Genomic DNA, 25,034 nt, shown 5'->3' on the forward strand with positions numbered 1-25,034 from the left:
TTGATAATTATGAGCACCGGGCACTGGTTGGATGAATGTCGGATGCCCTTGTGAGACCCAAAACCACTGCGAGCCGGATCCACCGGCCGTTACTATCGCGGATGCCGGTCGCCGCCGAATTAAATCTCCGCTGCGGCACTATCCGACTGCGCCGCGGGACTGTGTCCGCCTTTGATTTTCTCCCGCAGCGACTGCACCAGGGCATAGTAGACCGGCACCAATAAGGTCGCCAAAACCGCCGAGGCAATCATACCGCCGAATACCGCCAGCCCCAGGGAAACCCGGCTGGCGGCGCCCGCACCGCTGGCAACCACCAGCGGGAAGACGCCCAATACAAACGACAAGGCAGTCATCAATACCGCGCGGAAACGCAATTGCGTGGCATTCACCGCGGACTCTACCACCGACTTGCCCTGGTCGCGTTCCAGACAGGCGAATTCCACAATCAGAATGGCACTCTTGGCTGACATACCGATGAGCAACACCAGGCCAATCTGTGTATACAGGTTATTGATCGAGCCCACCAGCCAGACCAGCAACATGGCTCCGACAATCGCAATCGGCACACTCAACATCACCGCTACAGGAATCATCCAGCTTTCGTATTGCGCCACCAGAAAGAGATATACAAAAACAATGGCGAGGGAAAACAATATTGGTGCTACATTGCCAGAGGAGATTTCCTGCAAGCTGGTACCGCTCCACTCATAACCGTAACCATCGGGCAGTTGTGCCGCCAGTTCCTCCATGGTTTTCATGGCCTGACCACTGGAATAGCCCGGCGCCGGGGAGCCATTGATGGTAACGCTGTTATAGAGGTTGTAACGGCTTATGGACTGCGGCGCCACCACCGGTTTGATATCCACAATCGAAGTCACAGGCACCAGGCCACCGCTGTTGGCGCGGACGAAAAACCCCGCTAAATCCTGCTCGCTATTGCGAAACTGCTCCTCCCCCTGAACCATTACCCGGAATACCTTGCCAAACAGGTTAAAGTCATTGACGTAATAACCGCCCAACTGGGTTTGCAATGTGTTGTACACATCCCCCAGTTCCAACCCCAGTACATGAGCCATATCCCTGTCGACGGTCAGTTTCAGCTGCGGGGTGCTGGCCTGGAAGTTGGTGAATGCCTCGGCAATCTCCGGTCGCTGGTTGGCGGCACCCAGCAGATCGAAGGTCACCTGGGCCAGCTCCGAGGACTCCCTGCCCAGCAGGTCCAGCAGAATAAACTCAAAACCACCGATGGTGCCCAGGCCGGGCAGCGGTGGCGAGGGAAATACCATCACCCTGGCCTGGGAGACCGCCATTACCTGTTTTTGCAGGCGCTGCATCACCGCCATCTGATGCTGGTTCCGCTCGGTTCTCTCGTCCCACGGCAGCAGGATACCGATCATAAAGGCGGTATTGGAATTGACGCTGTTGCTCAGAATATTGAAACCGGGCACCGCCAGCACATGCGCCATTTCCGGGTCCGACTCCATAATTTTGCGAATCTGGTCCACCACCGGCCCGGTGCGTGTCAGCGAGGCTCCCTCGGTCAATTGAACGTGCACATAAAAGTACCCCTGGTCTTCGTCGGGAATAAACCCCGTGGGTACGGAGGTAAACAACCAGTAGCAAAGCCCGAATAGCGTGGCGACGGATGCAATACCCATCAGCGGCCGCGCCACCCAGAAACGCACCATGTTCATATACCAGTGGGTGAACTTGTGCAGTATCTTGTTAAACCAGCCAAAAAATCCGCTTTCCTTCATACCCGACACTTCGTCGGGCTCCACTTTTTTAAGGAAGGTTGCGCACAGTGCCGGGCTCAGGGTCAGTGCATTGATCGAGGAAATCACCACCGCGAAACTGATCGTGATGGCGAACTGCTGGTACATCTTCCCGGTCAGGCCCGGCATCAGCATCACCGGCACGAACACCGCCAGCAGCACCAGGGTGGTGGCGATAACCGGGCCGGTCACCTCCTCCATAGACTTCAGCGCCGCCTGCTGCGGATCCAGCCCCTCGCTCATCAAACGCTGTGTGTTCTCCACAATGATGATCGCATCATCCACCACTATGCCGATGGCCAGAATCAAGGCAAACAGGGTGACCGTATTGATACTCATGCCGAAGGCATACATCAACGCGAAGGTGCCGATCAACGAAACAGGAATCGCGATGGCAGGAATCAGCATGGAGCGGAAGTCCTGCAGGAACAGGAAAACTACCAGGATGACCAGAACCAGCGCGATAAATAGCGTCTCCACAACCTCGGAGATGGATGCGCGCACGAAATCCGTGGTGTCAAAAATAATCTCGGCCTTCAACCCCTCGGGAAAATTCTCGGCCAGCTTGTTCACGCGCGCAGTGATACCCTCGGCAACGTTCAGCGCGTTGGCGTCCGGCAGCTGATATACCGCGATCACCGCCGATGGTTTGCCGTCCAACTGGCCATAGGCGCTATAGAGTTCACTGCCCAATTCCACCCGCGCTATATCTTTGATTCGAACCATGCCCCCCGCCGGGCTGGCGCGAATACTGATTTCCTTGAACTGTGTCGCGTCCACCAGGCGCCCCTGGGTGAGGATGTTGTATTGAAACTGCTGGTCTTTGGCGATTGGCGGCGCTCCTATCTGGCCCGCCGCCACCACCATGTTTTGATCCCGGATGGCATTAATGACGTCCTGTGTGGTGACATCCAGCGACGCCATACGGTCCGGATTGAGCCAGATACGCATAGCGTAGTTGAGCGCACCCAGTATCTGGACATCGCTGACACCGGGAACCCGGGACAATTCATCGCGCAGAAAGATCTCGGCGTAATTCGACAGAAACAGCTCGTCAAATTTTTGCTCCGGTGAGATCAGGTTGACCACCATCAGCATGGTGTTGGACTTTTTCTGCACCACCACGCCATTGCGCAGAACGTCTTCCGGCAGTGTCGGGTTCGCCTGCTGCACTCGGTTTTGCACATTGACCTGGGCGATATCGTCGTCGGTGCCGGTTTCGAACGTGACCGTCAGGGCATAGCTGCCATCGTTTCCGCTGGTGGAGGACATATACAGCATATCCTCCACACCGTTCACTTCCGATTCGATCGGCACCGCGACGCTATCGCGCATCACCTCGGCGCTGGCACCATTGTATTGAGCCGTTGCGGTAATGGTGGGGGGTGTGATATCGGGAAATTGGGCAACCGGCAGAATCGGCAGCGTCAGCAGCCCGGCCAGGGTAATCAAAATGGACACAACAAAGGCAAAGCGCGGCCGCCGGATAAAGAATGCACTGATCAAAAACTTTACTCCCTGTCAGATACCTGCGGTCCCTTACTTCCCTTCGGTCCCCTCGTCTTCCCCACTTCCGCCGTCCGGCTCCACATCCCTTGGCGGTTTCTCTGCCGGAGGCTGCAATCGCTGTCCCCGGCCCGATGGTGCCGGCTGTTCGGCGCGCTCGGCATAGGGATTACGCGGGGCGTTTTCCGGTGTCACCGGTTTATTCGCCACTACCCGTTGCAAACCCGCGATGATCACCCGCTCCCCCACTTTGATACCGCTCTCCACCGCCCACAACTCCCCCTCCCGCTGCCCCAGCTTCAGATAGCGCCGGTGGGCGATGTTTTTATCATCCACTACAAACACATAGCGCCCCTGCATATCCTCCTGTACCGCCGACTGAGGCACCAGCGGCTTGATATCGTCGCCACCCACAGACACCCAGATGGACACCCGCGCAAACTGGCCCTGTACCAGCAGCTGTTGCGGATTGGGAAACAGGGCCCGCACCGCCACCGAACCGGTATTCAGGTCAATCTGGTTGTCCACAAAGGCAATGGCCCCGGGATAGGGGTAATAGTTGCCATCCGGCTGCTGAATGCGAATATCCGATGTCGCCGGCGCCTGACCCAGCGCCCGCCGGCGCTCCCCCTCGCTCCGCACCGCGAACAATTGATCCTGCGGCACCTCGAACAAAACGTAGGTGGGATCGAGCTTCAGCACTGAGGTGAGCGGGTCCGAAGCGGGGCCAACCAGAGCGCCCTCCGTATAGGCGGAGCGGCCTATCTGGCCGGTGAGCGGGGAGTAGATGCGGGTATAGGACAGATCCAGCTCCGCATTCTCCACATCCGCTTTCGCCGCTGTCAGGTCGGCCTGGGCTTTTTCGTAATCCCCCGTCAGCTCGTCCATCGTCATTTGACTGATGGCGCCCTCTTTTACCAGTATCAGACCGCGCCGATAGTTACGCTCGCTCACCTGTAACGCGGCCTGTGCCCGGTTTTGTGCCGCGTTTCGATTGTCGAGCGTGGCCTCGAAAGGTGCCGGATCGATTTGATACAAAAGCTGGCCCTTTTGCACCAGAGACCCCTCTTCGAACAACCGGTTCTCTATGTACCCCTCCACTCTGGCGCGCACCTCGAGTTCGTCGGTGGCTTCCACCCGCCCGACAAATTCAAACCTCGGGATCACCGGCTGCTCCTGCACTGCCAGCACTTCCACTGGCGGGGGCTTCTGCTGCGGTTTATCGCCCTGGTCAGAGCACCCCCCGACAAGCAATAGCAGCAAGGTAAAGGCCGGCAATACGACAAAAATGCGACAGGGCATTGGGCTGAACCCCTACTCACCGAAGCAACTCCCTCGAAAAACTATAGTTGCTGTGCCCCCGGCTGCGGGTGGGATTGGTCACAGGGGAATGAAATACCGGAACCTTATACCGCGGGGAAATAACGCCGGGTCAATGCGGTACAGAATGCGCCACTGCCGGGTATAGGCCGGCGTGACCTCTTGAATAGCATGCGATTCCCCGCGACTGCGCAGGTTTTCTCAGACTGCAGCCGGGTTGATGGGAGATCATCTATTGGCCTGCCGGCTTGTGAATTACCCTTTGCCTGCGGGTCCGGCCCCCGAGCGGTGAACCAGACAGCCTTGAGAGGACTGACGCGCCGCCAGCGCACGGGTATACTGGCACCATGAAATTCTGTAGCCACTGCGGCAGCGACGCCGTGAATTTTGCGATTCCCAAGGGCGACGACCGCCCCCGGCACATTTGCACCGGTTGCGGCGCCATTCACTATATCAACCCGCGGGTGATTGTGGGTGTCGTCCCCTACCTGGGGGAGCGTGTGCTGCTGTGCAAACGGGCCATAGAACCGCGGCGGGGGCTCTGGACTCTGCCGGCCGGTTTTATGGAAAACGGGGAAACCAGTGAAGAGGGCGCGTTGCGGGAATCCTGGGAGGAAGCCAGGGCCAATATTCGCGTGGATGCACTCTACACCCTGTACGATATCCCCCATATCAACCAAATCTACCTGATGTACCGGGGGGAACTCACCGACACCAATTTTGGCCCCGGCCCGGAATCACTGGCAGTGGAACTGCTGCACCCCCATGAGATCCCCTGGGACGAGATCGCCTTCCCCATCATGCGGGAGACTCTGCAGCATTATTTCCGCGATCGCGAGACCGGCGAGTTTCCGCTGCACCAGGGCATTATTCAGCGCAAGCTGTAACACCACTGGCCTCTCCTACTTGCACGGGCCGCCGGTTTTCACTGGCACCGATCGTCGAGACGCCACAGGTCGAAGGCCGGCTCCTCGTAGGGGTGGGTTTCGCGAAGGGCCGCCAGCACCGCATTCACACACTGGTCGTCGCACACCATTTCCACCCGGTACTCCGGCACCTGCTCTACAGAGCCGACCTGCCCGATGAATGGCTGGCTTCCGTCCAGGGGCCGAAACTGCCCCTGCCCCAGTGTCTGCCAGGCACAGCAGTCATAATCCCCGATGCGTCCGGCACCGGCGGCAAACAGCGCCTGCTTGACTAATTCCACATGGGCTTCGGGGATATAGACACAGAGCTTGAACACTGTATGGGACCTGTTTGCACTAATAAAGCAGCGTCATCAATTTGCGCTGATAGCGCGCTGCTACGGGATCGCCGGGGCCCAGGCTTTTTACCATATCCAAAAAGGCCTGCCTCGCGGCACCATCTGCATAGTTGATGTCGCTGCGAAGAATATTCAGCAGTAATTCCAGCGCCTCTTCGCTGCGGTGGTTCTGGCTGTACTGCACTGCCAGTTGGTAGGCGGAATCAAAGTCCTCCGGGTCGGCCTCCAGTGCCTGTTGCAACGCCTTTATCTCAGGCGACTCGGCCGCCTGCTGCTTGAGTTCCAACTGCGCCATCAACTGCTGATAATCGGAATCCTGATCCGCCAGCAGAATCTTCCCCAATACGGTTTCCGCTTCCGCAATACGGTTTTGTTCCAGCAGTACCGCCGCAAACTGCTTGGCGATGTCCGCGCGCTCCGAGGACTCACTATAGGCCTGACGAAGCAGCGGCATTGCCTCGTCCAATCGGTTCTCCGACACCAGTGCCTGAGCCTGCTGCAGTTTGATATCCCAGGGCTTGGGCAGGTACTTATCCAATATCTCGCGAATTTCGCTTTCCGGCTGCACACCCGCAAAGCCGTCCACCGGCTGCCCGTCTTTCAGAACCATCACCGTAGGCAGGCTGCGCACACCCAACTGCGCCGCCAACATCTGTTCACTATCGGCGTTGACCTTGGCCAACAGAAACTGACCTGCATATTCATTGGCCAGTTTTTCCATCACCGGCATCAACTGTTTACAGGGCTCGCACCAATCAGCCCAAAAATCCACCACCACGGGCCGCTTCATGGACTCGTCAATCAGTAGCTGCTGAGCACTCTCCGCGGTAACTTCCACAATACAATCGTTCACAAAAACTCCTTATTGAGCCTCACTGCTCTGCGCCTCATGGTACACCCAGGCGTACTGTTTGTTGAGTGCCGGCCCTCTGGCCGCCTGGCCAAATGGACGCTGCGCCGACCGCAATACAGCGACAGGCCCGACCGGTACTCGGGTGGCCACACTGCTTTCGAATTCAATAACCTCCCGAATTGCACCTGAATCGACAATACAGATGCTCACTGGCCATCGCTGTGACGACTTCAGGCGACGAACCCGGCAACGGATTGCCGCATCTCATTGAGCCACAGGGTCCGCTCGGCCAATATTAACCGGGCAACTCAATAAGCTGCCGGGTTGGTAGCAGAAGCGTTTTGATAGTCATCGCGAGTGAAAATGAACGGACTGAAGTGGAAAGGGTGGGCTTTTGGCTTGGGTAGCGGTTCGAAAAAAGAGCTTCCCGCCACTTCTCCTTGCGCCGGCTCAATAGCGGTCATTGATTCCTTAAATCCAGGGATGAGCCCGCCACACTGTGCAATTCCTGTTCGCAGGTCACAAAACCGGTGGCAGCAGGGCTCTCTCAGCTGGTGTGGACAGGCGCTAGCGCCGTGCCGCAACAATACCGCCGGCCATGACCACCAGTGAAGCGACTATCCCAGCACCCACCAGGCCATATAAGCTTACGGATTGACGTGCGGCCTCACCCAGGACCTCCTCAAAGGGAAACTGCCAGGCAACGATGGCGGAAGCCACCAGGACCGCACCATATTGCATACGCGTCACCCGGCGCTCCCGGCGCCACACGGGAGATGGCAGTTGCGACATCACCGCTTCGCAGAACCCATCGTTCTCCAGATAGGGTTCATTGAACTGCAACTGCTGGCCAAGCCAGCGGTCAAAGCCCAGTTCACTGTCCTGCTGCTCGAGCTCGTGTTCAAATCTATCCACTTGTAACCTCCTCCCGCCAAGCATAAAGCAATGTCTGCAATTTTGCCCGCGCTCGGTTGATGTGGGATTTTACCGTACCAAGAGGCAGCTTCATAATAGTGGCTGCCTCCTCGTGGGAAAAACCGCGCTGCATACATAGGTGCACCGCCTGTCGTTGCGCCTCGCTGAGTTCCTCCATCGCCGCATTCAGATCCCGCGACATACCCAGCTGTTGCGCCTCTTCCACGCTCTCCTGCGCCTGCGCCCGATCCACCAGCTCCTGGTTGACTTCGGGTGTCTGCTTGCGCTTGTGGCTCATGACCAGATTGTAGGCGATACGGTACAACCAGGTGCTGAAACGCGCATCGCCGCGGAAAGCGGGTAGCGCCTTATAGGCCTTGATAAACGCCTCCTGTGCCATATCGTCGGCCAGAGCCTGGTCATCATTACACAATCCCCGCAGCGAAAACCGCAATTGCGACTGATAGCGACGAACCAGCTGGGCGTAGGCCCGCTGGTCTCCGTCGTTAACAATGCGTCGGATCAGATCCTCGTCATTGAGGCCCATTACCCAGCTTCCCTACCCTGCCCCACTTGAGTTCTGCTGTTCGAATCTCCAGTTGATAAACCGCGCCGCTCCGATAAACAGAGGTATCAGGCCCAGGCTCCCCACTTCCGGCCCCGCCGCTATAGAGAGCCAGATCAGCAGCGCCAGACCCACGGCGATGAGAGTAAAGCCCCGGTCCCTCAGGTTCGCCGGCGAAGTCCCCTCGAGTGAATCCAGCATTTCCTGCGGAATATCCCGGCCCTCGACCACCATCCGGTTGATATTGTCCATCAGCAGCTGCCTCTTGCGATAGCTGTTGCGGGTCACCAGCCACACAATAAGGACCGGAGTGCCGAACACGGCCAGAATTCCCAGAATGGCGGGTATCAATTCCATATTATTGTCTCCAAACTCGAAGCCGTGATCGTGCCGGCCGCTGCCACCGCGACGGTGGGAACGATCGCTGCGCGCGCCGGTATTGCTCTCCCGTGTGATACCGATACTGACATTCTCCGGCACGCCATCGAGCACTCTATCCACCACGAAACCCTTTTCGTCGAGCACTCCTTTGCTTTCCAGCTCATCGTAGATGCGCCGGGTCAGGGCTCCGCCAAACTCTTCGCCCAGATCCAACTGCACTTCAGAGGTTTCACCGTCCTCATCCCGAGTTTTTATGCGCAGGCTGCCATCCTCGTCGCGATAGATACGCACCTGGCTGTGCAGCTGGTCCCTTGCCCGGCTCTGTACTTCCCGCGCCTGGCTGAGCCGCTCCTGTGCCTCCTTCGCCCGCTGCAACTGCCTCTGTTCCATCTGCCCTTCGACACCGGTGGCCCGGGGGGCCTCAGGCGCCGGTACGGGGGCGTCCGGTGTTTGCGGGACCTGAACATCCGCCGGCTCCTGGGCCCAACTCAAGGCCGTGAAGGCGGCCAGTACAGCCAGCCACAGCGCGGCCGGATAGTTTCTTTTCGCTCTCATAGTTAGTGCTCTCTAGTCGTTTACTGCTTCCTGTCCGGCAGATGGGGCCCGGTCCGCCACAGTAGGGGCCCTCCCACAGGATTTTGCCTGTCCTTTATAGAGCGGCAACCACAGGGGCATCACAGGCCCACCGAATTGCCCCGGGGGCGTATCGCCAGTTCGATCCCGACGAGTGACGCCGCCAGACCCTCAAAGATCTGTTCCTGTGCGGCGATTCTTACCGGAAAGCGCGGACCGGTCGGTTCCTTCTGGTTTTTCTGGTGCCGAACTCCGTCCCCGCACTCATTGAACTTGCGGGTGAAAGCCTGCTCCGCCTTCAGGGTGAGATCCCGCTGCACCTCCAGCATGGGAATGGCCAGTTCACCCGCCGCCGCCGGCAGGCTGCTGACCAAAATGACCACCACTGCGCAGGCGCGCACCATTTTCACACTCACTGCATTTAGGGTTACCATGATCGCCTCCAGGCAATTGTCCTTTTACAGCGATAAGATGGTACTAGCAATGCATTTGGATGCACCGACGGTCACTTTTTCCCAGGGTGCCGTTCCGCAGCCTGCCCAGATACTGTGCGCCTGGTTCGGCAGTGCGGAGCTCCGGGCCCCGGTCGAGGAGCCATATCGCCGGCTGTGGTTTAGCCCCAGCGAAGCGAACGACAAGGGGTTAGCGCGGGATTTCGGCCAGGTGGTGGAGCGGGCCCTGGCGGGTCAACTGGACGACTGGAGTGCGACATTGACAGGTGAACTGGCGCTGGTGCTGCTCTGTGACCAGTTTACCCGCAATATTTACCGCGGAACCAGCAGCGCCTTCGCGGGGGATGCCAGGGCGCAGCAGCTCGCCCTGGCGGTGATCCAGCGGGGCGATCACCACCGGCTAGGACTCTACCAGCGCGCTTTTCTGGGTATGCCACTGGAACACGGTGAAAGCGAAGAGATGCAGCAACGCTCCGTGGCCTTTTTCGACCAGCTGCGCAAAGTCCGCTGGAACAGCGCGGAAGAGACGGCCCAGGCAGACAGCTTTTATCGATACGCTGTGGCGCACCGGGATGTCATCGACCGCTTTGGCCGCTACCCCCACCGCAACGCGGCCCTCGGTCGGGTGTCCTGGCCGGAGGAGCAGCAGTGGCTCGCGCAGGGAGGCGGCTTCTAATGGACTGGATCGCCTGGTTGTCCCTGGCCGGGATATGCACCCTCGGGGCCATGTCGCCCGGCCCCAGCCTGCTTATTGTGATGCGCAACGCCGCCTCCGGTGTCCGCCAGGGTATGGCAGCGGCGGTGGCACACGGTATTGCGATTGCGGTCTACGCCGGCTTGACGGCCTTTGGACTGGCGGTACTGATCACCAGCTCTCCAGCAGTATTCACCGCCCTGCAGTGGGCCGGTGCGGCACTGCTGCTCTATCTGGGCTGGAAATCCCTGCGCGCCACCGGCTCCGACAGTGGTACAGCGGAGAAACCGCGGGCGCCGGTGCCAGTGCACAGAGCCGCACTGCAGGGTTTCGGGGTCGCCTTTTTCAATCCGAAAGTGGTGATATTCTTCACCGCCCTGTTCAGTCAGTTCGTCACCGAACAGCAGTCTTTCACCATCAAGCTGGGCATGGCCGCCCTCGCCTCCGCCATCGACGCGGCCTGGTACTGTCTGGTTGCGATTGCGGTCACCGCCGGCAGTCGGGGCGCCTGGATAAGCGAATCCGTCAGTCGCAGACTGCAGCAGCTCCTGGGGATCCTGCTGGTAGCCCTGGCGGCGCGACTGGTGCTCTCCATCTGACTCCCGGCACCCCTCTCCCGGAACCCGTCTGTCGGTAAAGCCACAACCGCTTCCCGGGCATATTTGCCACCCGGGCGCCTCACCCGATCCGCCACCGGCGATCAAAATGCGAAACCCGCCATTGACACTGCATATAATTACAGATACTGTATGCTTAAACAGTATTCATAACCAGACCATAAGGGGACATTAACAATGGCTGTTGTTGCTGTATGGAAGTGCGATAGGGACGGAGCAATGTTCGACAACAAGAAAGACGCCGAAGAACACGACAAAATGCTGGAACTGGCCGCCAACATCACCTCTTTGATTGAGCGTCATGTGGACGAAATCTCCGAGGCGGCAGCCGAGGAAATCGGCCTGCTGCTGGCCCGGCAGAGAGAAGCCCTGGCCAAGGCCTGCAAAGGTAAGCCGGAAGTGTTGCTGGAAGCGGAGCCAGCCCAGCCGGAAGCAGCGGACGACCGCGTCACTCCGCTGGCAGTCAGCCAGTAACACCCAAACCCGCAGATTCTATCCCTGTAGTAGCCTGCCCGGCCCTGGCCGGGCTTTTTTGCACCAAGCAGTCGTCAGGCTGCCCGGAGCACGTAGAAGATATTGATCAGCGCAAAAGCGAAGATCACCACCCAGGTGAAGATGGTGCCCCAGAAGCGGCCCAGATGATAGCCGCCCCTACTCGCTATTAAACCATAGGCATGCAGCAGCCGCCCCAACACCAGCGCACTCCCCAACAGGTGTAGCCAAAGAGCCCCCAAGCCGTTCAACTCCGCAATCAGCATCAACAGCAGCGCCGCTGGCAAATACTCCACTGCATTGCCGTGGGCTCGCACCAACACAGCTCCACTATGCTTGCCGCCGGTGCCAACACCAACTTTCTCGTCGCGGCGAAAACGCACCACACGATAGGCCAGCGCCAGCAGCAACAGGCCGCTGAGGCCCGCGTAAAAACCCGTTATGTAAACCATTCCTTACTCCCGTCAGAACGGCGGAAATGATTGTCCGCCGCTCTCCAAACCGCCAGTCACTTCAAAACTTGTATCCGGCTCCATGGCCCGCTTCCGGCTTGAGGTAGCGGTCGCGCAAACGGGTCGACCGGTTTACCAGTGACTGCTCCTCACCGCCAATCAGCACCCTCTCCGCAAAGCTGGTAACCTCCAGGGGATCCCCACTCCAAACCACCACGTCAGCCACGGCGCCCGGCTCAATGGTGCCACCTTCCAGGCCGTATATATCCGCCACATTGCGGCTGATGGCCTTGAGACCCTCTTCATAGGGAAGTCCGTAGGCAACCGCATTACCCGCCGCCTGGCGCGACAAGTGTATATTGTGGGTACCGCCATAACCGGGGCCGGCAATGGCCAGGGTGACGCCCGCGGCCTGCATTAGCGCTGCATTTTCCGCGCGTGCTCCAAGGCTTTCGAAAGCGATGGGCAGATTGTCCAGTGAATCTATCACCACCGGCACCCCGGCAGCGGCCAGTTGTGGCGCCACCATCCAGCCCTCAGCAGCTCCCGCTATGATGAGACGCAGATTGAAGTCGCGGGCCAGCTTGAGGGCCTGGAGAATGTCGCTGGCCCGGTTTGCAGTCACCAGCAGCGGCTGCTGGCCCTGAATCACCTTCTGCAGCGCCTCCAGGTCCGCTATGGAGTAATTCAGCTGTCGCCAGTTGCCGGAGCGGATAGCCTCGCGGTTGGCCCGGTACTCCCGCGCTTCCATGAGCGCGCGTTTGATCTTGGCAAACGCATTTGCCCGGCTGCCCCCGGCCAGCTGGGCTCCGACATCCCCCAGATACGCCTTGTGGGCGAGATCCGTTGCCACGACGCTATCGAACTCGCCGTTCAGCGCAATGGCAAAGCTCCGCCCGGCAAATACCCGCTGCATCTCTTCGGCGTCGGTATTCCAGGTGCTGATGGCGGGAAACACCACCGCGCGCGTGACACCGCCGGCCCGGCTGTAGGGAATCAGGGTACTGTTGGGGTTGTAGGCCGGCAGCGGGTCAAAGGCGCTGCCGATACTCTTCCCGGTGACCCCGTAATCATTTGTGCTGCTGGCAGCGCTTATCTCTACCAGGCCGAGCTCCGACATGGGGGCGATGACGCCGGGAGTCACGACTTTTCCCGTCGCATCGATGACTTTATCGGCATCTGCGTCGATGGATGGCGCCACGGCCTCGACACGGCCGTCCCGCAGGAGAATATCGGCTGTGGGAAGGCTGCCAGCGGCCGCCAATGTGTGGACTTTGCCACCCTTGATCAAAATCGTTTCCGCCTGCACTGTGGACGCCAACAGTCCGGTCAGCAGCAGAATTACCCGCGATAATCTGTTCACAGACGCTCCCCCTCTGGATTCAGTATCCCCAACTCGAAATCGGTATGCGGCTGACGCGCCGGGTCATTGCGGTCGTACATCAGCTCGCCGTCGATAAACACCTGGTCCGCTTTGCTGTAGACACTGAAGGGGTTGCCAGACCAGACCACGACATCCGCCATCTTGCCCTTTTCAAGGCTGCCGGTCTGCTCGTCGATTCCCAGCGCCCGGGCGGGGTTCAGGGTCATCCAGGCCACCGCCTCCTCCGGCCCGATAGCAAAGCCGGCGCGCTGCCCGGCGGCCATCGCCTTGGCAACTTCCTGATTGAGGTGCTGAATTCCCACCGCTGAGTCCGAGTGGATCATTGCACACGCCTTGGCCTGATCCACGATGGCAATATTGGCCTCAGTCATGTCGAAGGCTTCGTGTTTAAAGCCCCACCAGTCAGCCCACATGGCCGCACAAACGTTGTTCTCCGCCAGCAGGTCGGCGACCTTGTAAGCCTCGACGGCGTGGTGGAAGGTGGATATCTGGAAGTCAAACTCCCGCGCTATATCCATCATAACGGCCATCTCTTCGCCGCGATAACAGTGGTTGTGGACCAGGATCTCGCCGTTCAAAACACCGGCCAGTGTCTCCAGTTGCAGATTGCGCTGCGGTTCATCGCCACCGTTTTCAGCGAAATCCTGCCACTGCTTGCGATAGTCCGCCGCCTCGATCCAGGCCTTGCGATAGCCCGCTACATTGCCCATCCGGGTCGAGGGGGCACTCCCCTTGCCACCGTAAACCCGCTTGGGGTTCTCTCCACAGGCCATTTTCAGCCCGTAGGGGGCCCCGGGAAATTTCATATCCTGCACGCTGCGCCCGGGTACATTTTTGAGCGTGACACTGCGGCCGCCGAACAGGTTGGCGGAACCCGGCAGAATCTGCATAGTGGTTACGCCGCCGGCGAGCGCCAGGGGAAATTGCGGGTCCTGGGTCCACACCGAGTGTTCCGTCCACACCTCTGCGGTATTCGGTGCAGTTATTTCATTGCCATCCTGAGACGACTCGATAGACGGTGCAGGGTAATTTCCCAGGTGGGAATGCACATCGATAATGCCGGGGGTTACCCATTTGCCGGTACCGTCAATGACCAACGCATCCTCGGGTGCTTTCAGCCCATCGCCCATATCGGCTATTTTTCCGTCTCGAAGCAGTATATCCGCCTGTTCGATCCGCTCACCGGTGCCGGTCAACAGGGTAGCGCCCTGAATCAAGACCGGCTTTGATTGAGTGACCTCATAAGTGGAAGGGAAAGCCTGTTCACGCGCAAAACTCAGGGATTCGCTATCCCTGTCGGATGCTTTGTCTCCCCCACAGCCACTGAGCAGCAAGGCTAGGCCCAGGGCTATTGCAAAACGAAGGTAAGGCAATTGCATATTATTTATCCAGAATTGTCCGTTACGTTGAGCCGGCATGGGGTCGAACAAATCGCGTTAAACCGCCTGCCGGAACCAGCATGCTATCAGTTCGGCGCCATTTCGCCATACCAACACTGGAGATCATCGACACCCCAAGGGTTTTTCCAGCCCCGAACACAGACCAGCAATCATGGGCCCTATTCCCCATTGCCTCAGGGGGGAGGCTTAAAAAAATCGAATAAATTAACCGCCGCTCTAATTCGACCTTCCGTTGGCGCCTTTTACCAGAGTAAGTGGTACGCAACATATGGACATTGCAGGGTGTTCATGCTGGAATTTGCCTAAAAAATAAACAGGAGGTTCCAATGTCCAAGAGGGACTCTCCACCAGCGGCGAAAGGTGCGGACCCCGAGCATATCTGTGAAGCACTGCGCAAGAGCGAAGAGCGCTACCGCGAACTGGTAGAGCACGCAAACTCGATTATTTTGCGCTGGGACAGCAACGGCATCGTGACCGCTTTCAATGAATACGCCCAGCAATTTTTCGGCTACTCGGAAACGGAAATCGCCGGCAGGCATGTGGTGGGGACCATTGTGCCCGCCACCGAAAGCACCGGCCGCGATCTGCGCTCACTGATGGATCAAATCTGCCGGCACCCGGAGCAGCATCAATATACGGTCAACGAAAACATTACCAAAAATGGAAACAGAGTCTGGGTCGCATGGACAAACAAGGTACTCAGCGATGAAAGCGGCACCCGCTTCGGGGTATTGAGTATCGGCTCAGACATTACCAAACAGAGGATTCTCGAGGAGGAGCTGCGCCAGGCCCACAAGATGCAGGCGCTGGGAGAACTCGCCGGGGGCATTGCCCACGATTTCAATAATATCATTCACGGCATCAGTGGCTATGCAGAGGTGATTCGCGAGGTCTGTGACGATCCCCGTGTCCTCGACTACAGCACCCATATCCTTACCAGCGCGCAACACGCAGGCGAACTCACCCGACAACTGCTCACCTTCGCGCGCAAGGGAAGCTACCGTATCCGCAACTGCAATACCCACGAAATCATCCGCGACGTCTGCGCGATCCTTGAACGCACCATCGACCGGCGCATCACCATTTCGCAGGATCTGAATGCCGGCCGCCCCCATGTGGCGGGCGACTCGGCACAGCTGAAAAGCGCCCTGCTCAACCTGGGCATCAACGCCAAGGACGCCATGCCCGAAGGTGGCCGGCTGCGCTTTTCCACTTGCAATCTGGTGGTGGAAAGAACAACGGTCATCGGTGACTTCGAGATAGAAGCCGGACAGTATCTGCTGGTCAATATCAGCGATAGCGGCACCGGTATGACTGCGGAAGTGCAGCGGCGTATTTTCGAGCCCTTCTTCACCACCAAAGCCTATGGCCGCGGTGCCGGCCTCGGACTCGCTGCGGTCTATGGCACATTGCATTTGCACAAAGGGGCCATCCACTGCCAGAGTCACCAGGGGGAGGGAACCAGTTTCGATCTGTATGTCCCCGTCAGCAAGGGCGGCACGGCCAAAACCCGGCCCAGATCGCCTTCCCACTACGATCGCAGGAAACTGAAGATCATGCTTGTGGATGACGAACCCATAGTACACAGCTACTCCAAAACCCTGTTCGAAATGCACGGCCACCAGCTGGTGTGTTTTGGTTCCGCCGAGGAGGCCCTCAACCACTACCGCGAGCACTGCCAAAATATAGACCTGGTTATCTTGGATATGATCATGCCCGGTATGGACGGCCAGCAGTTGTTTTCGCGCTTGAAGGACCTGAACCCCAACATCAAGGCAATCCTCTCCACCGGCTATAGCCTCGACAGCCAGTTGCAGGAAGTACTTGCGGACGGGATTCTCGACTGTATTCAAAAACCCTTCACCTACGAGCAGTTACAGGAACGGGTCGAACGCCTATACACTTCCGAGCTGAGTAACTTCACCCGCGAAAAGGAGCCGGAACCCTGCTGACAGTCGCCATCGGCAAAAGCCAGCCATGTTGTTGAAGAGCCGGGGATTGCGCTCAAGCGCGCAGGTTTTCAAGGGCGACAGTCCAATCGATGGGGGGTTATCGATTGGGTTGCCGATTAATAGTGAAACAACTTGATGACCGGTTCGCCGTTATCACACTCGCCCACGATTTCGGGTTCGGAAATTTTGGCGCCCGCCTGAATAACTATATTGGATGGGCGGGATATAAAGCAGGCGAAATTGAAATTCACCGCCCAGTTACAACTCAGGCGGCCATCGTCTTCCCGATAGAATCGCTGCTGACAGAAACTCAGAGTCGGGCTCTGTCCGAGATTGGGCTTGAACAGGGCATCCTCAGACATGGTATAGGAGCCAACACAGAGGGCGGGCACTGCACAGCACGCCACCAGCAGTCTAAGCCACATAAACTACCTCGTGACCCATGTATCGCTGGCTAAAGTGTAGCAACCAGTTGCGCGATTTTCCTCACTCGCGGTGACTCAACCCCAGTCTGGGTAAAAATTGGGACCATTTTGGCGGGCACAAAAAAAAAGGGGGCCAGGAAACCTCTGATTAAGTCCGCGCCCCGGGGCAGGCCCCACAGACCATCAGGACTTAATCAGAGGTTCCCTAGCCTCCCAAGCCAACTCTATGCAGGAAGAGAACTCTGCGATTGGCAAGCTCAAGGTAAAACAGTTGGAAATGGCCCCGGGAACAATAAATCCGCCCCCAGCCCAAATCCCAACAACCCACTCAGGTAGCAATGGCTGGATGTCGCAACCATTTATTACCACTCAGGAGTCAAAAAGGAATATATTATTCTTCATCGGTCAAATCAAGCCCCCAGAGAGCCACTTGCCCGAAACAGGAATAAATGATATCTATAAATCAATAATTTACGAATAAATTAGTACATCTGGTACATCGGCTGCGGCCGGCAACACAAAAACGCTCAGACAGGGGTTTTCTCGGATGGAACTGCAGTTTACGGCGCTGGACTGGGCGATCTTTGCGGTCTACGGGGGGATTCTGGCCGCCAGCGGCCTGTATTTCAGCCGTACGCGGAACGCCGACAGCCGCGACTATTTTCTCGCCCACAACAGCATGCCCATGTGGATGGTGGCAATCTCCACACTGGCGACGACCCAATCGGCGGCTACATTTTTAGGCGGCCCGGACCTGGGCTACAGGGGTGACCTCAGCTATCTGTTCACCAACCTCGGCGCCATCCTGGCGGCGATGGTGGTGGCCCGCTTTTTGATCCCCCGGTTCTATCAACAGCGTGTCACCACTGTCTATGAATTGCTACAGACCAGGTTTGGTGCATCCGCCAGCCACCAGGCGGGCGCCATGTATCTGCTGGGTCGCGTATTTGCCAGTGGTGCGCGGCTCTATATGGCGGCCATTGCTGTGTCCATGATCCTGTTCAGTGACATTGAGGCCGGCCACGTGGTGCTTGCGGTGGTAATCCTCACTCTGGCTGGCCTGCTGCAGACATTTATCGGTGGTGTCCGCTCAGTAATCCAGAGCGATGTGCTGCAGTGCCTGGTCTATGTCAGCGCCGCAATCGCAGTGATAGCAGTGCTCCTGTGGCAGATACCGGCGAGTCCCGCCGATATAGTGGCCGCGTTGAATAACCCCACAGACGGCAGCGGTTCCAAGTTGACCCTGGTGGACACCAGTTGGAATCTCGCCGATCCCTTCAACCTCTGGGCCACCTTCACCGGTTTCGTATTGCTCAATATTGCCGCTTTCGGCCTCGATCAGGATGTCACCCAGCGGTTGCTGACCTGTAAAACGCCGCGGGATGGCGCCAGAGCCATGCTGACCTCTGTCGTCATGGTGGTGCCGGTCATGGCGATATTTATGGGTATCGGCTTGCTCCTGTACATTTTCTACCAGCGCCCCGAGCTGATGGGCGGGGTGGAGATGCCACCCCCATCCGGTGGCGACATTACCGTGTTCATGCATTACGTCCTCAACGAAATGCCGGCGGGCTTGCGCGGACTGGTTACTATCGGAGTAATTGCCGCGGCGCTGTCGACCCTCAACTCCAGCCTGAACTCCATGGCCAGTGTGCTCACCGAGGACCTTTATCGCAGCTGGCTGGCCAGGCGCGGCCTGAGCCGGCCGCCACATCATTTTGTCGTCGCGGGCCGTATCGCCATGTCCCTCATCGGCCTGGCCCTCGGCGCCATGGCGGTTTTGTGTTTTTACTGGCAGCAGATGAGCGACCTGCCCCTGATCACCTTTGCGCTGTCAGTGATGGTATTTGCCTACTCCGGGCTCCTGGGTGTGTTTTTCACTGTGCTGTTTACCAAGCGGGGTAACGGGACCAGCGCCGCTCTCGCCCTCATTACCGGCTTTGTCGCGACGCTGGCACAACAACCGTGGATGATTGCCCTGGCCACGGGAAGCGAACCCGCAACAGCCATCGCCTTCCCCTGGCAACTGTGTCTCGGCACCGCGGTCTCGTTCGCGGTATGCTGCCTCGGTAAACCCGTAACAGAGCACCAACTGGCAAGGGGACGCGAAGGCAGCGGCGCATGAGTGAATACTTCCTCGGTATCGACGGCGGTGCCAGCAAAACTCTGGCGCGGCTGGGTGGGCCCAAAATGGCGCCCAGGGAACTGCGTTCCGGGCCCGGTTCGCTGACGCAAAACCTGACCGGGGCCGTTGCCACCATCCTCAGGTTGTCGCGACAACTCCTGGCCGCGGAAAAGTTGCGGGCCGACCAGGTCAATATTGCGTGCGGTGTGGCCGGCGCCGGTAATCCCAGCGCTGCCCGATTGCTCACCGAGCATTTGCAGTCGGAGGGCTTCGCCACAGTGAGCGTTACTTCCGATGCACAGACATCCCTGATCGGTGCCGGAGGCGGCCAACCTATGGTCATGGTGGCAGTCGGCACCGGCTCAGTGGCCATGCGCCTGGGCCGAGACGGATCTTTTCGCCAGTTTGGTGGCTGGGGCCTGGCGGTGGGCGACGAAGGCAGTGGGGCGGCAATAGGAAAAAGTGCCGTGCGCGCCATGTTGTGGGAACTGGATACCCAGGGTTGTCCCAAAAGTGCCCTGTGCCGGCGGATCATGGAGTCTGTCGGTCGCCGGCGCACGGATATTCTGCCCTGGTTGCAGCACGCCGGCTCGCGCGAATATGCCGCTCTGGCACCCGTCGTTTTCGAACACCTGCCCGGTTGTGAAATTGCGCAGGATATCGTTTTAAAAACGACCCTCGAAGTGGAAAAACTGATCCGCCTGGCCAGTGACGGGGAAGACCTGCCCCTGACTATACTTGGAGGGCTGGCGGATAACCTCGGGCCATTGCTGGCCGAGGATTTGCAGTCGCGACGGATTCCGCCTCTGGGCACATCATTGGATGGAGCCTGTGCTATCGCATCCTCGCAGCGGATAGCCGATAGAGGCGTTTGCGCGGGTGCAGCCACAACTCCGGAGTTTAGCCGCCATCCGCCGGTGGAATCGATTGAATATTCAGACAACTAAACCAGGGACCGGTATGATTTGCCCGCTGAAAGAAACCGGCGGGCAATCAAGGCACGGGAATGGTGATGTCAGTTGCCGGAGGCCGTAGCGCCGGAGCTTCGACAGGAATCATTAGGCAGGACAGGGCAAGCCCGTTGGATGGCTGCCTTTTATTCGGACAGTGGGCAGAGATTTATGAATCAGAAACTTATCCAGGAACTCAGCCGCCTGCCCAGCGAGGCGCGCAATCCCGATAGTGAGGACATAGACCTTCTCCCCACCGCCGAAATCGTGGAGAAAATCAACGCTGCCGATCAGGGTGTCGCTGAGGCGGTGCGAAAGGAATTGCCGCAGGTAACAGCCGCGGTGGAGGCCATTGTCACGGCGTTTAAGGCCAGCGGACGCCTGGTATATATGGGTGCGGGCACCAGCGGCCGCCTGGGTATTCTGGACGCGGTGGAGTGCCCCCCCACCTATGGGGTTGAAGAGGGCATGGTGGTGGCCTTGATCGCGGGTGGCGAAGACGCCGTCTACCGCGCCCAGGAGGGCGCCGAGGACAATCCGGAACTGGGAGCACAGGATCTGAAAAACATCGGTTTGCAATCCCGCGACGTGGTGGTCGGCATTGCCGCCAGCGGGCGAACACCCTATGTCGCCGGCGGCCTGGAGTATGCGCGCTCCCTGGGCTGCACCGCCATCGCTCTGGCCTGCAACAAATCGGCGGCCATAGCGGCACAGGCGGACATAGCGATACTGCCGGAAGTCGGCCCCGAGATCCTTACCGGATCCACCCGCATGAAGGCCGGCAGCGCGCAAAAGCTGGTGCTCAACATGCTCACCACCGCCAGCATGATCCGCCTGGGCAAGAGCTTTCACAACCTGATGGTCGATGTGAAGGCCACCAACGCCAAGCTGGTGGGAAGAACCCGTCGCATAGTGATAGAGGCCACCGGTGTCTCCCTGGAGGAGGCGGACCGGGTTTTGGATGCGTGCGACCACAATGCCAAGCTGGCGATCATGGTTTTGCTCAGTGGGTTGGAGCGCGCCGAGGCGGAGCGGGCGCTGGAAGACGCGAACGGCTTTCTACGGCTGGCATTGCGCTCGGTAAAGGGCGCCAGGCAAGCTGAGGACCTGCTTGCCTGAACCCAAAAGGAGTCGCTCCCGCTCAACATTGACCCCAGCCGCCCGGTAACAACTGCCCCGACTCGCGCAGACAGTGGGAGTGACATTCACTCGGCGTGAGGCTGGTCCAGGGCGTCCGCCACCAGTTCCAACCAGTGTCTCACCGGAGTCCCGGTACCGCCCTGTAAGTGCAGTTGGCAGCCGATATTCGCCGTGACAATCACATCCGGCCCGGTAGCCTGCAGGTGGCGAAGTTTGGCCGCCCTGAGGGCGCGGGCCATAGTTGGCTGCAACAGCGAATAGGTCCCCGCCGATCCACAGCACAGATGTGCGTCTTCAATGGTTGGCAGCGCCACCCCCATATGCATCAGCAGCCGCTCGACCCTGCCGTTCAAACCCTGCCCGTGTTGTAGCGTACAGGGGCAGTGAAAAGCGTATTGCTTGCCGGCCCCCAGTTCCCGCGGCAGCAGACCCGGCTGCTGTTGCGACAACTCCTCCAACAGCTCCACCGGGTCGCGTACCAGATGCGCCAGTGCCCGCGCCTTTTCCCCATAGATTGGATCCGCCTGCAGCAGCGCCGGGTAGTCTTGCAAGTGCACGCCGCAGCCGCTGGCGGTGGTTACTATGGCCCTCACCTCACGCTGCTGATAGAGCTGCCACCAGCAGTCGATATTGCGCCGCGCCAACGCGCGGGCCTGATCCTCGCCACTGGTGTGAAAACTGGCCGCGCCACAGCAACCGGCGGCGCCCGGCGCCAACAGCGGCACGGCGAAGTGATCCAGGATGCGCGCCAGCGCCTGATCGGTCTCCGGTCGCAGCGACGGCTGGATACAACCGGGTACCAGTATCACCGCCGCGCCCTGCGCAGAATCACCTGCGGCGACCCTTGTGCCCAGCCAATCTGGCTCCCGCAGGGGGAAATAGGTGCGCCGCACCGCCGCCGGCAGCAGCGGCGAACAGGCGCGGCCCAGGGCCAGGAGAATCCGCAGCAGGCGCGGCGACAGCAACAGCCGCCGAAGTGCCGCGCGCATGAGTCGCTCGGCGGGATTGCGCGGCGCCAGCTGCTCGCTGGTGTGGCGGCCTATGGCTACCAGGTGGTGGTAGTCCACACCCGAGGGACAGGTGGTCTCGCAGCTCTGGCAGGTCACACAGCGATCCAGGTGCCTCCGTGTCACCGCCGTCGCCCGGCCGGTTTCCAGCATTTCCTTGATCAGATAAATTCGCCCGCGCGGACTGTCCAGCTCGTTGCCGGTCTCCACATAAGTGGGGCAAGTGGCGGTGCAGAAACCACAGTGCACACAGGCGTTGAGAATTTCTTCAGCCCGTTGGGTATCTCCGTCCTGCAGCAGTCCCCGGATCAGATTCACCTGCATAGCGGCTGGGCTCCGTCGGCAAAATAGCGAGCAAACAGCGATGGATTGAAAATTTGCCGCGGATCCATGGCCTGTTTGATACGCCGGTGCCACTCTGCTGCGGGCACCTCTGCCTGCGGCGGGCCGCCGCGCAGGGCGCGCACAAATCCGCCGGCGGCCTGCGCTGCGCTGACCAGCTCCGGGTAATCACCCTGCCGCACCCAGACCCGCGCCCCCTCCCAGTCGATCAAGGTCTCGCCGGTGGCAACTCGCGGGAGAGAAAAGCGCGGTAACTGAACCACCGCCAGACTGTCGCTGTGGAAAAAGGGGTGGCGGAGATCCCGCACTCCATCCCAGTCGAAATCGGATGGCTCTCCGCCCAACCCGGCCAGGGCCGCCACCACCGCTCGCTCGCGCCCCTGCAGCCGCAGGTGCAGCTGTTCCCGGTACACACAACAGGCCCGCAGCAGCGGACGGAGTTGGCGCGTCTTCTGCCACCAGCGCGGCAAGTCGTCGGCCGCAACCTGGAAAGCCCGGCTCGCGCTGTATTCGGCGACCGGCGACAAACGCAAACTGACGTCCAGCAAAACCCCCAAAGTCCCCAGCGCACCCACCTGCAGACGCGAGAGATCGTAGCCGGCCACATTTTTCATGACCTGGCCACCAAAATTCACCAGCTGCGCCTGTCCGTTGACCAGCCCGCAGCCCAGCAGTGTATCCCGCAGGGACACCCCAAAAGCCCGCTCGGGGCCATCCCACCCAGTCGCGATGGCGCCGCCGATGGTGCTCTCTGGCGCCGGTCTGGGGACATCCGCGGCCAGGCGCTGTCCCTGTTGCTGCAACAGTCCGGCAATGTCCTCGAGCCTCGTGCCGCTGCGCACCCGCAACACCAGCTCATCCGGCTGATAGTCGATAACGCCGCTGTGATCCGCAAGGGAAATCGACGTTTCAGGCCCGAGCAGATTGAAAGCTTCCCGGGTCGCCGCCCCGCTGATCGACAGGGGCTCGGCGCAGTCGAGCGCAGCTTCCACACGGGCCTGGATCTCTGCCCCGCAGTCACGTTCAAGCATGGCTTTTTCTCAATGCCCGATATTCCTGGCACCGCGCCAGAGAGGGAATCAGCTTGTCCGGGTTGAGCAGCTGCTGAGGATCCAGGGCCCGTTTGAGATCCAGAAACTGGCTGATTTCCGCATCGCTAAACTGCACTGCCATCTGATTGATCTTCTCTATACCCACGCCGTGCTCGCCGGTGATGGTGCCACCCACTGCGACACAATATTCCAGGATATCAGCCGCCAGCCGCTCCACCCTTTCCAGCGCGTCGTCCTCGCGACCATCGAACAGGATGATCGGGTGCAGATTGCCGTCCCCAGCGTGAAATACATTTGCTACCCGCAGGCGATAGGGGCCGGCCAGGCGGGCGATGGTTTCCAATACATCCCCGATGCGGCGGCGGGGCACTGTGCCGTCAATACAATAGTAATCGGGGCTGAGACGGCCTATGGCCGGAAAAGCGCTTTTGCGCCCCTTCCACCAGCGCTGCCGCTGCTCTTCATCCTGTGCCGACTGTACCCGGGCCGCGCCCGACATCTGCAGCACCTGGAGCACCAGTGCCGTTTCCGCCTCCACCTCCAGCGGATCCCCATCCAGATCGACCAACAGAATCGCCGCCGCGTCCAGCGCATATCCCGCGTGACAAAAAGCTTCCGTGGCGGAGATCGCCAGCGCATCCATCATTTCCAGTGCGGCGGGTATCACACCGGCCCGGATGATTGCCGCGACCGCGTCCGCCGCCGCCCCAACACTGGAGAAGTCCGCCATCAGGGTGCGGGTTTGCGCCGGTACCGGAGTCAGTTTGACGGTGACTTCGGTGACTACACCCAGCCCACCCTCAGAACCATGCATCAGTGCCAACAAATCAAAACCGGGCTGGGCGAGGCAATCACCACCCAGGGTCAGTATTTGGCCATCAATGGTCACCAGGCGCATTGCGCAGACGTTTTGTACAGTTACCCCGTACTTGAGGCAGTGCACCCCACCGGCGTTTTCCGCTACATTGCCGCCAATGGAACAGGCGATCTGAGAGGAGGGGTCCGGGGCATAATAGAGCCCGAAGTCCGCTGCGGCCTGGGACAGACGCGCATTGACCACTCCCGGCTCCACCCGCGCGGTCATGGTCTGCGGATCCAGCTCAAGGATGCGATCCATTCCCGCAGTGACCAGCAGCACACCGCGGTCATGGGGTCTGGCACCGGCCGAGAGCCCGGTGCCGGCGCCGCGGGTGACCAGCGGCACCCGGTGCGCACTGCAGAGCCCGACTACGGTGATCACCTCCTCCTCGGACTTGGCCAGCACCACCGCCAGGGGCCGCGCACAGTACACCGGCAGGGCGTCACACTCGAAGGGCGCCAGCTGTTCCCCTGCGGTGAGTACTCTTCCCCTGGGCAGGGCCCGCACAAGCTCCCGTTTGAATTGCACCCTATCCATGT

At 59.6% G+C, this 25,034-nt stretch carries 24 protein-coding genes; 9 read left to right on the forward strand and 15 right to left on the reverse strand.

The features are described from left to right. Window positions 1–119: 119 nt before the first annotated feature. Window positions 120–3,281, reverse strand: coding sequence for an efflux RND transporter permease subunit (locus ABVT36_RS10285; RefSeq protein WP_368456495.1), 3,162 nt, complete (start codon window positions 3,279–3,281; stop codon window positions 120–122). 33 nt (window positions 3,282–3,314) lie between these two features. Then, the gene (locus ABVT36_RS10290) at window positions 3,315–4,583 is read right to left on the reverse strand and encodes an efflux RND transporter periplasmic adaptor subunit (protein WP_368456496.1); all 1,269 of its coding nucleotides are present in this window, start codon (window positions 4,581–4,583) and stop codon (window positions 3,315–3,317) included. Window positions 4,584–4,948: 365 nt separating this feature from the next. On the opposite strand from ABVT36_RS10290, the gene ABVT36_RS10295 reads away from it, so the two are divergent. Continuing rightward, entirely contained in the window at window positions 4,949–5,488 is a 540-nt protein-coding gene (locus ABVT36_RS10295; RefSeq protein ID WP_368456497.1) for an NUDIX hydrolase, read from the forward strand. Between the two features lie 38 nt (window positions 5,489–5,526). Here the strand turns inward: ABVT36_RS10295 and ABVT36_RS10300 are convergent, their stop codons facing one another. The 6 genes from ABVT36_RS10300 to ABVT36_RS10325 form a co-directional block, all read right to left on the reverse strand. Then, the gene (locus ABVT36_RS10300; protein WP_367149081.1) at window positions 5,527–5,844 is read right to left on the reverse strand and encodes an NGG1p interacting factor NIF3; all 318 of its coding nucleotides are present in this window, start codon (window positions 5,842–5,844) and stop codon (window positions 5,527–5,529) included. Between the two features lie 19 nt (window positions 5,845–5,863). Further along, window positions 5,864–6,718 (reverse strand): thioredoxin, encoded by an 855-nt coding sequence (gene trxA, locus ABVT36_RS10305; RefSeq protein ID WP_368456498.1) that lies wholly within the window; start codon window positions 6,716–6,718, stop codon window positions 5,864–5,866. Window positions 6,719–7,285: 567 nt separating this feature from the next. Beyond that, window positions 7,286–7,633 carry a hypothetical protein gene (locus ABVT36_RS10310; RefSeq protein WP_368456499.1) on the reverse strand — a complete coding sequence of 116 codons (348 nt, stop codon included), beginning with the start codon at window positions 7,631–7,633 and terminating at the stop codon, window positions 7,286–7,288. Further along, window positions 7,626–8,180, reverse strand: a complete 555-nt coding sequence (locus ABVT36_RS10315; RefSeq protein WP_367149084.1) for a sigma-70 family RNA polymerase sigma factor — start codon at window positions 8,178–8,180, stop codon at window positions 7,626–7,628. The genes ABVT36_RS10310 and ABVT36_RS10315 overlap by 8 nt, the downstream gene beginning before the upstream one ends. A 12-nt stretch (window positions 8,181–8,192) precedes the next feature. Continuing rightward, window positions 8,193–9,134, reverse strand: a complete 942-nt coding sequence (locus ABVT36_RS10320) for a DUF6249 domain-containing protein (RefSeq protein ID WP_368456500.1) — start codon at window positions 9,132–9,134, stop codon at window positions 8,193–8,195. A 119-nt stretch (window positions 9,135–9,253) separates the two neighbouring features. Further along, window positions 9,254–9,586 (reverse strand): hypothetical protein, encoded by a 333-nt coding sequence (locus tag ABVT36_RS10325; RefSeq protein WP_368456501.1) that lies wholly within the window; start codon window positions 9,584–9,586, stop codon window positions 9,254–9,256. Here ABVT36_RS10325 and ABVT36_RS10330 point away from each other — a divergent pair. From ABVT36_RS10330 to ABVT36_RS10340, 3 genes are all read left to right on the forward strand, one after another. Beyond that, on the forward strand, window positions 9,585–10,280 hold the full coding sequence (locus ABVT36_RS10330; protein WP_368456502.1) for a DUF924 family protein: 696 nt from the start codon (window positions 9,585–9,587) through the stop codon (window positions 10,278–10,280). The genes ABVT36_RS10325 and ABVT36_RS10330 overlap by 2 nt on opposite strands. After that, window positions 10,280–10,897, forward strand: a complete 618-nt coding sequence (locus tag ABVT36_RS10335; RefSeq protein WP_368456503.1) for a LysE family translocator — start codon at window positions 10,280–10,282, stop codon at window positions 10,895–10,897. The genes ABVT36_RS10330 and ABVT36_RS10335 overlap by 1 nt, the downstream gene beginning before the upstream one ends. Before the next feature lie 195 nt (window positions 10,898–11,092). Then, the gene (locus ABVT36_RS10340) at window positions 11,093–11,389 is read left to right on the forward strand and encodes a YebG family protein (protein WP_368456504.1); all 297 of its coding nucleotides are present in this window, start codon (window positions 11,093–11,095) and stop codon (window positions 11,387–11,389) included. Window positions 11,390–11,463: 74 nt separating this feature from the next. On the opposite strand, the gene ABVT36_RS10345 is transcribed toward ABVT36_RS10340, so the two are convergent. The 3 genes from ABVT36_RS10345 to ABVT36_RS10355 form a co-directional block, all read right to left on the reverse strand. Then, the gene (locus tag ABVT36_RS10345) at window positions 11,464–11,859 is read right to left on the reverse strand and encodes an MAPEG family protein (protein ID WP_368456505.1); all 396 of its coding nucleotides are present in this window, start codon (window positions 11,857–11,859) and stop codon (window positions 11,464–11,466) included. Between the two features lie 61 nt (window positions 11,860–11,920). Then, window positions 11,921–13,222 carry an amidohydrolase family protein gene (locus ABVT36_RS10350; RefSeq protein WP_368456506.1) on the reverse strand — a complete coding sequence of 434 codons (1,302 nt, stop codon included), beginning with the start codon at window positions 13,220–13,222 and terminating at the stop codon, window positions 11,921–11,923. After that, complete coding sequence (locus tag ABVT36_RS10355; RefSeq protein WP_368456507.1) at window positions 13,219–14,622, reverse strand: amidohydrolase; 1,404 nt, start codon at window positions 14,620–14,622, stop codon at window positions 13,219–13,221. Before ABVT36_RS10355 ends, ABVT36_RS10350 begins: the two co-directional genes overlap by 4 nt. A gap of 347 nt (window positions 14,623–14,969) precedes the next feature. Between ABVT36_RS10355 and ABVT36_RS10360 the strand changes: the two genes are divergently transcribed. Continuing rightward, window positions 14,970–16,595: a response regulator gene (locus ABVT36_RS10360; RefSeq protein WP_368456508.1), complete on the forward strand. Its 1,626-nt coding sequence runs from the start codon at window positions 14,970–14,972 to the stop codon at window positions 16,593–16,595. Between the two features lie 116 nt (window positions 16,596–16,711). Here ABVT36_RS10360 and ABVT36_RS10365 read toward each other — a convergent pair whose 3' ends face one another. After that, window positions 16,712–17,020 carry a hypothetical protein gene (locus ABVT36_RS10365; RefSeq protein ID WP_368456509.1) on the reverse strand — a complete coding sequence of 103 codons (309 nt, stop codon included), beginning with the start codon at window positions 17,018–17,020 and terminating at the stop codon, window positions 16,712–16,714. A gap of 226 nt (window positions 17,021–17,246) precedes the next feature. Between ABVT36_RS10365 and ABVT36_RS10370 the strand changes: the two genes are divergently transcribed. The 4 genes from ABVT36_RS10370 (at window position 17,247) to murQ (ending at window position 21,214) form a co-directional block, all read left to right on the forward strand. Then, on the forward strand, window positions 17,247–17,501 hold the full coding sequence (locus tag ABVT36_RS10370) for a hypothetical protein (protein WP_368456510.1): 255 nt from the start codon (window positions 17,247–17,249) through the stop codon (window positions 17,499–17,501). Between the two features lie 66 nt (window positions 17,502–17,567). Next, window positions 17,568–19,145, forward strand: coding sequence for a sodium:solute symporter (locus ABVT36_RS10375; protein WP_368456511.1), 1,578 nt, complete (start codon window positions 17,568–17,570; stop codon window positions 19,143–19,145). Then, window positions 19,142–20,092 (forward strand): BadF/BadG/BcrA/BcrD ATPase family protein, encoded by a 951-nt coding sequence (locus ABVT36_RS10380; RefSeq protein ID WP_368456512.1) that lies wholly within the window; start codon window positions 19,142–19,144, stop codon window positions 20,090–20,092. The genes ABVT36_RS10375 and ABVT36_RS10380 overlap by 4 nt, the downstream gene beginning before the upstream one ends. Window positions 20,093–20,266: 174 nt before the next feature. Next, complete coding sequence (gene murQ, locus ABVT36_RS10385) at window positions 20,267–21,214, forward strand: N-acetylmuramic acid 6-phosphate etherase (protein ID WP_368456513.1); 948 nt, start codon at window positions 20,267–20,269, stop codon at window positions 21,212–21,214. A gap of 86 nt (window positions 21,215–21,300) precedes the next feature. Here the strand turns inward: murQ and glcF are convergent, their stop codons facing one another. From glcF to ABVT36_RS10400, 3 genes are read right to left on the reverse strand one after another with little or no spacing between them, the layout of a single operon-like run. Next, entirely contained in the window at window positions 21,301–22,566 is a 1,266-nt protein-coding gene (glcF, locus tag ABVT36_RS10390; RefSeq protein ID WP_368456514.1) for a glycolate oxidase subunit GlcF, read from the reverse strand. Beyond that, window positions 22,557–23,615: a glycolate oxidase subunit GlcE gene (gene glcE, locus ABVT36_RS10395; RefSeq protein WP_368456515.1), complete on the reverse strand. Its 1,059-nt coding sequence runs from the start codon at window positions 23,613–23,615 to the stop codon at window positions 22,557–22,559. The genes glcF and glcE overlap by 10 nt, the downstream gene beginning before the upstream one ends. Further along, the gene (locus ABVT36_RS10400) at window positions 23,608–25,032 is read right to left on the reverse strand and encodes an FAD-linked oxidase C-terminal domain-containing protein (protein ID WP_368456516.1); all 1,425 of its coding nucleotides are present in this window, start codon (window positions 25,030–25,032) and stop codon (window positions 23,608–23,610) included. The genes glcE and ABVT36_RS10400 overlap by 8 nt, the downstream gene beginning before the upstream one ends. Window positions 25,033–25,034: the final 2 nt, after the last annotated feature.

The sequence above is a fragment of the Microbulbifer sp. TYP-18 genome, from assembly GCF_040932045.1.
In the GTDB taxonomy this organism is placed as follows: Bacteria; Pseudomonadota; Gammaproteobacteria; order Pseudomonadales; family Cellvibrionaceae; genus Microbulbifer.

Bases quoted from the DNA above. Each gene is read 5' to 3' on its own strand.
- ABVT36_RS10290 (WP_368456496.1), bottom strand. From the start codon at position 4,583: ATGCCCTGTCGCATTTTTGTCGTATTGCCGGCCTTTACCTTGCTGCTA.
- ABVT36_RS10295 (WP_368456497.1), top strand. From the start codon at position 4,949: ATGAAATTCTGTAGCCACTGCGGCAGCGACGCCGTGAATTTTGCGATT.
- ABVT36_RS10315 (WP_367149084.1), bottom strand. From the start codon at position 8,180: ATGGGCCTCAATGACGAGGATCTGATCCGACGCATTGTTAACGACGGA.
- ABVT36_RS10320 (WP_368456500.1), bottom strand. From the start codon at position 9,134: ATGAGAGCGAAAAGAAACTATCCGGCCGCGCTGTGGCTGGCTGTACTG.
- ABVT36_RS10330 (WP_368456502.1), top strand. From the start codon at position 9,585: ATGATCGCCTCCAGGCAATTGTCCTTTTACAGCGATAAGATGGTACTA.
- ABVT36_RS10325 (WP_368456501.1), bottom strand. From the start codon at position 9,586: ATGGTAACCCTAAATGCAGTGAGTGTGAAAATGGTGCGCGCCTGCGCA.
- ABVT36_RS10335 (WP_368456503.1), top strand. From the start codon at position 10,280: ATGGACTGGATCGCCTGGTTGTCCCTGGCCGGGATATGCACCCTCGGG.
- ABVT36_RS10340 (WP_368456504.1), top strand. From the start codon at position 11,093: ATGGCTGTTGTTGCTGTATGGAAGTGCGATAGGGACGGAGCAATGTTC.
- ABVT36_RS10345 (WP_368456505.1), bottom strand. From the start codon at position 11,859: ATGGTTTACATAACGGGTTTTTACGCGGGCCTCAGCGGCCTGTTGCTG.
- ABVT36_RS10355 (WP_368456507.1), bottom strand. From the start codon at position 14,622: ATGCAATTGCCTTACCTTCGTTTTGCAATAGCCCTGGGCCTAGCCTTG.
- ABVT36_RS10360 (WP_368456508.1), top strand. From the start codon at position 14,970: ATGTCCAAGAGGGACTCTCCACCAGCGGCGAAAGGTGCGGACCCCGAG.
- ABVT36_RS10365 (WP_368456509.1), bottom strand. From the start codon at position 17,020: ATGTGGCTTAGACTGCTGGTGGCGTGCTGTGCAGTGCCCGCCCTCTGT.
- ABVT36_RS10370 (WP_368456510.1), top strand. From the start codon at position 17,247: ATGCAGGAAGAGAACTCTGCGATTGGCAAGCTCAAGGTAAAACAGTTG.
- ABVT36_RS10375 (WP_368456511.1), top strand. From the start codon at position 17,568: ATGGAACTGCAGTTTACGGCGCTGGACTGGGCGATCTTTGCGGTCTAC.
- ABVT36_RS10380 (WP_368456512.1), top strand. From the start codon at position 19,142: ATGAGTGAATACTTCCTCGGTATCGACGGCGGTGCCAGCAAAACTCTG.
- murQ (WP_368456513.1), top strand. From the start codon at position 20,267: ATGAATCAGAAACTTATCCAGGAACTCAGCCGCCTGCCCAGCGAGGCG.
- glcF (WP_368456514.1), bottom strand. From the start codon at position 22,566: ATGCAGGTGAATCTGATCCGGGGACTGCTGCAGGACGGAGATACCCAA.
- glcE (WP_368456515.1), bottom strand. From the start codon at position 23,615: ATGCTTGAACGTGACTGCGGGGCAGAGATCCAGGCCCGTGTGGAAGCT.
- ABVT36_RS10400 (WP_368456516.1), bottom strand. From the start codon at position 25,032: ATGGATAGGGTGCAATTCAAACGGGAGCTTGTGCGGGCCCTGCCCAGG.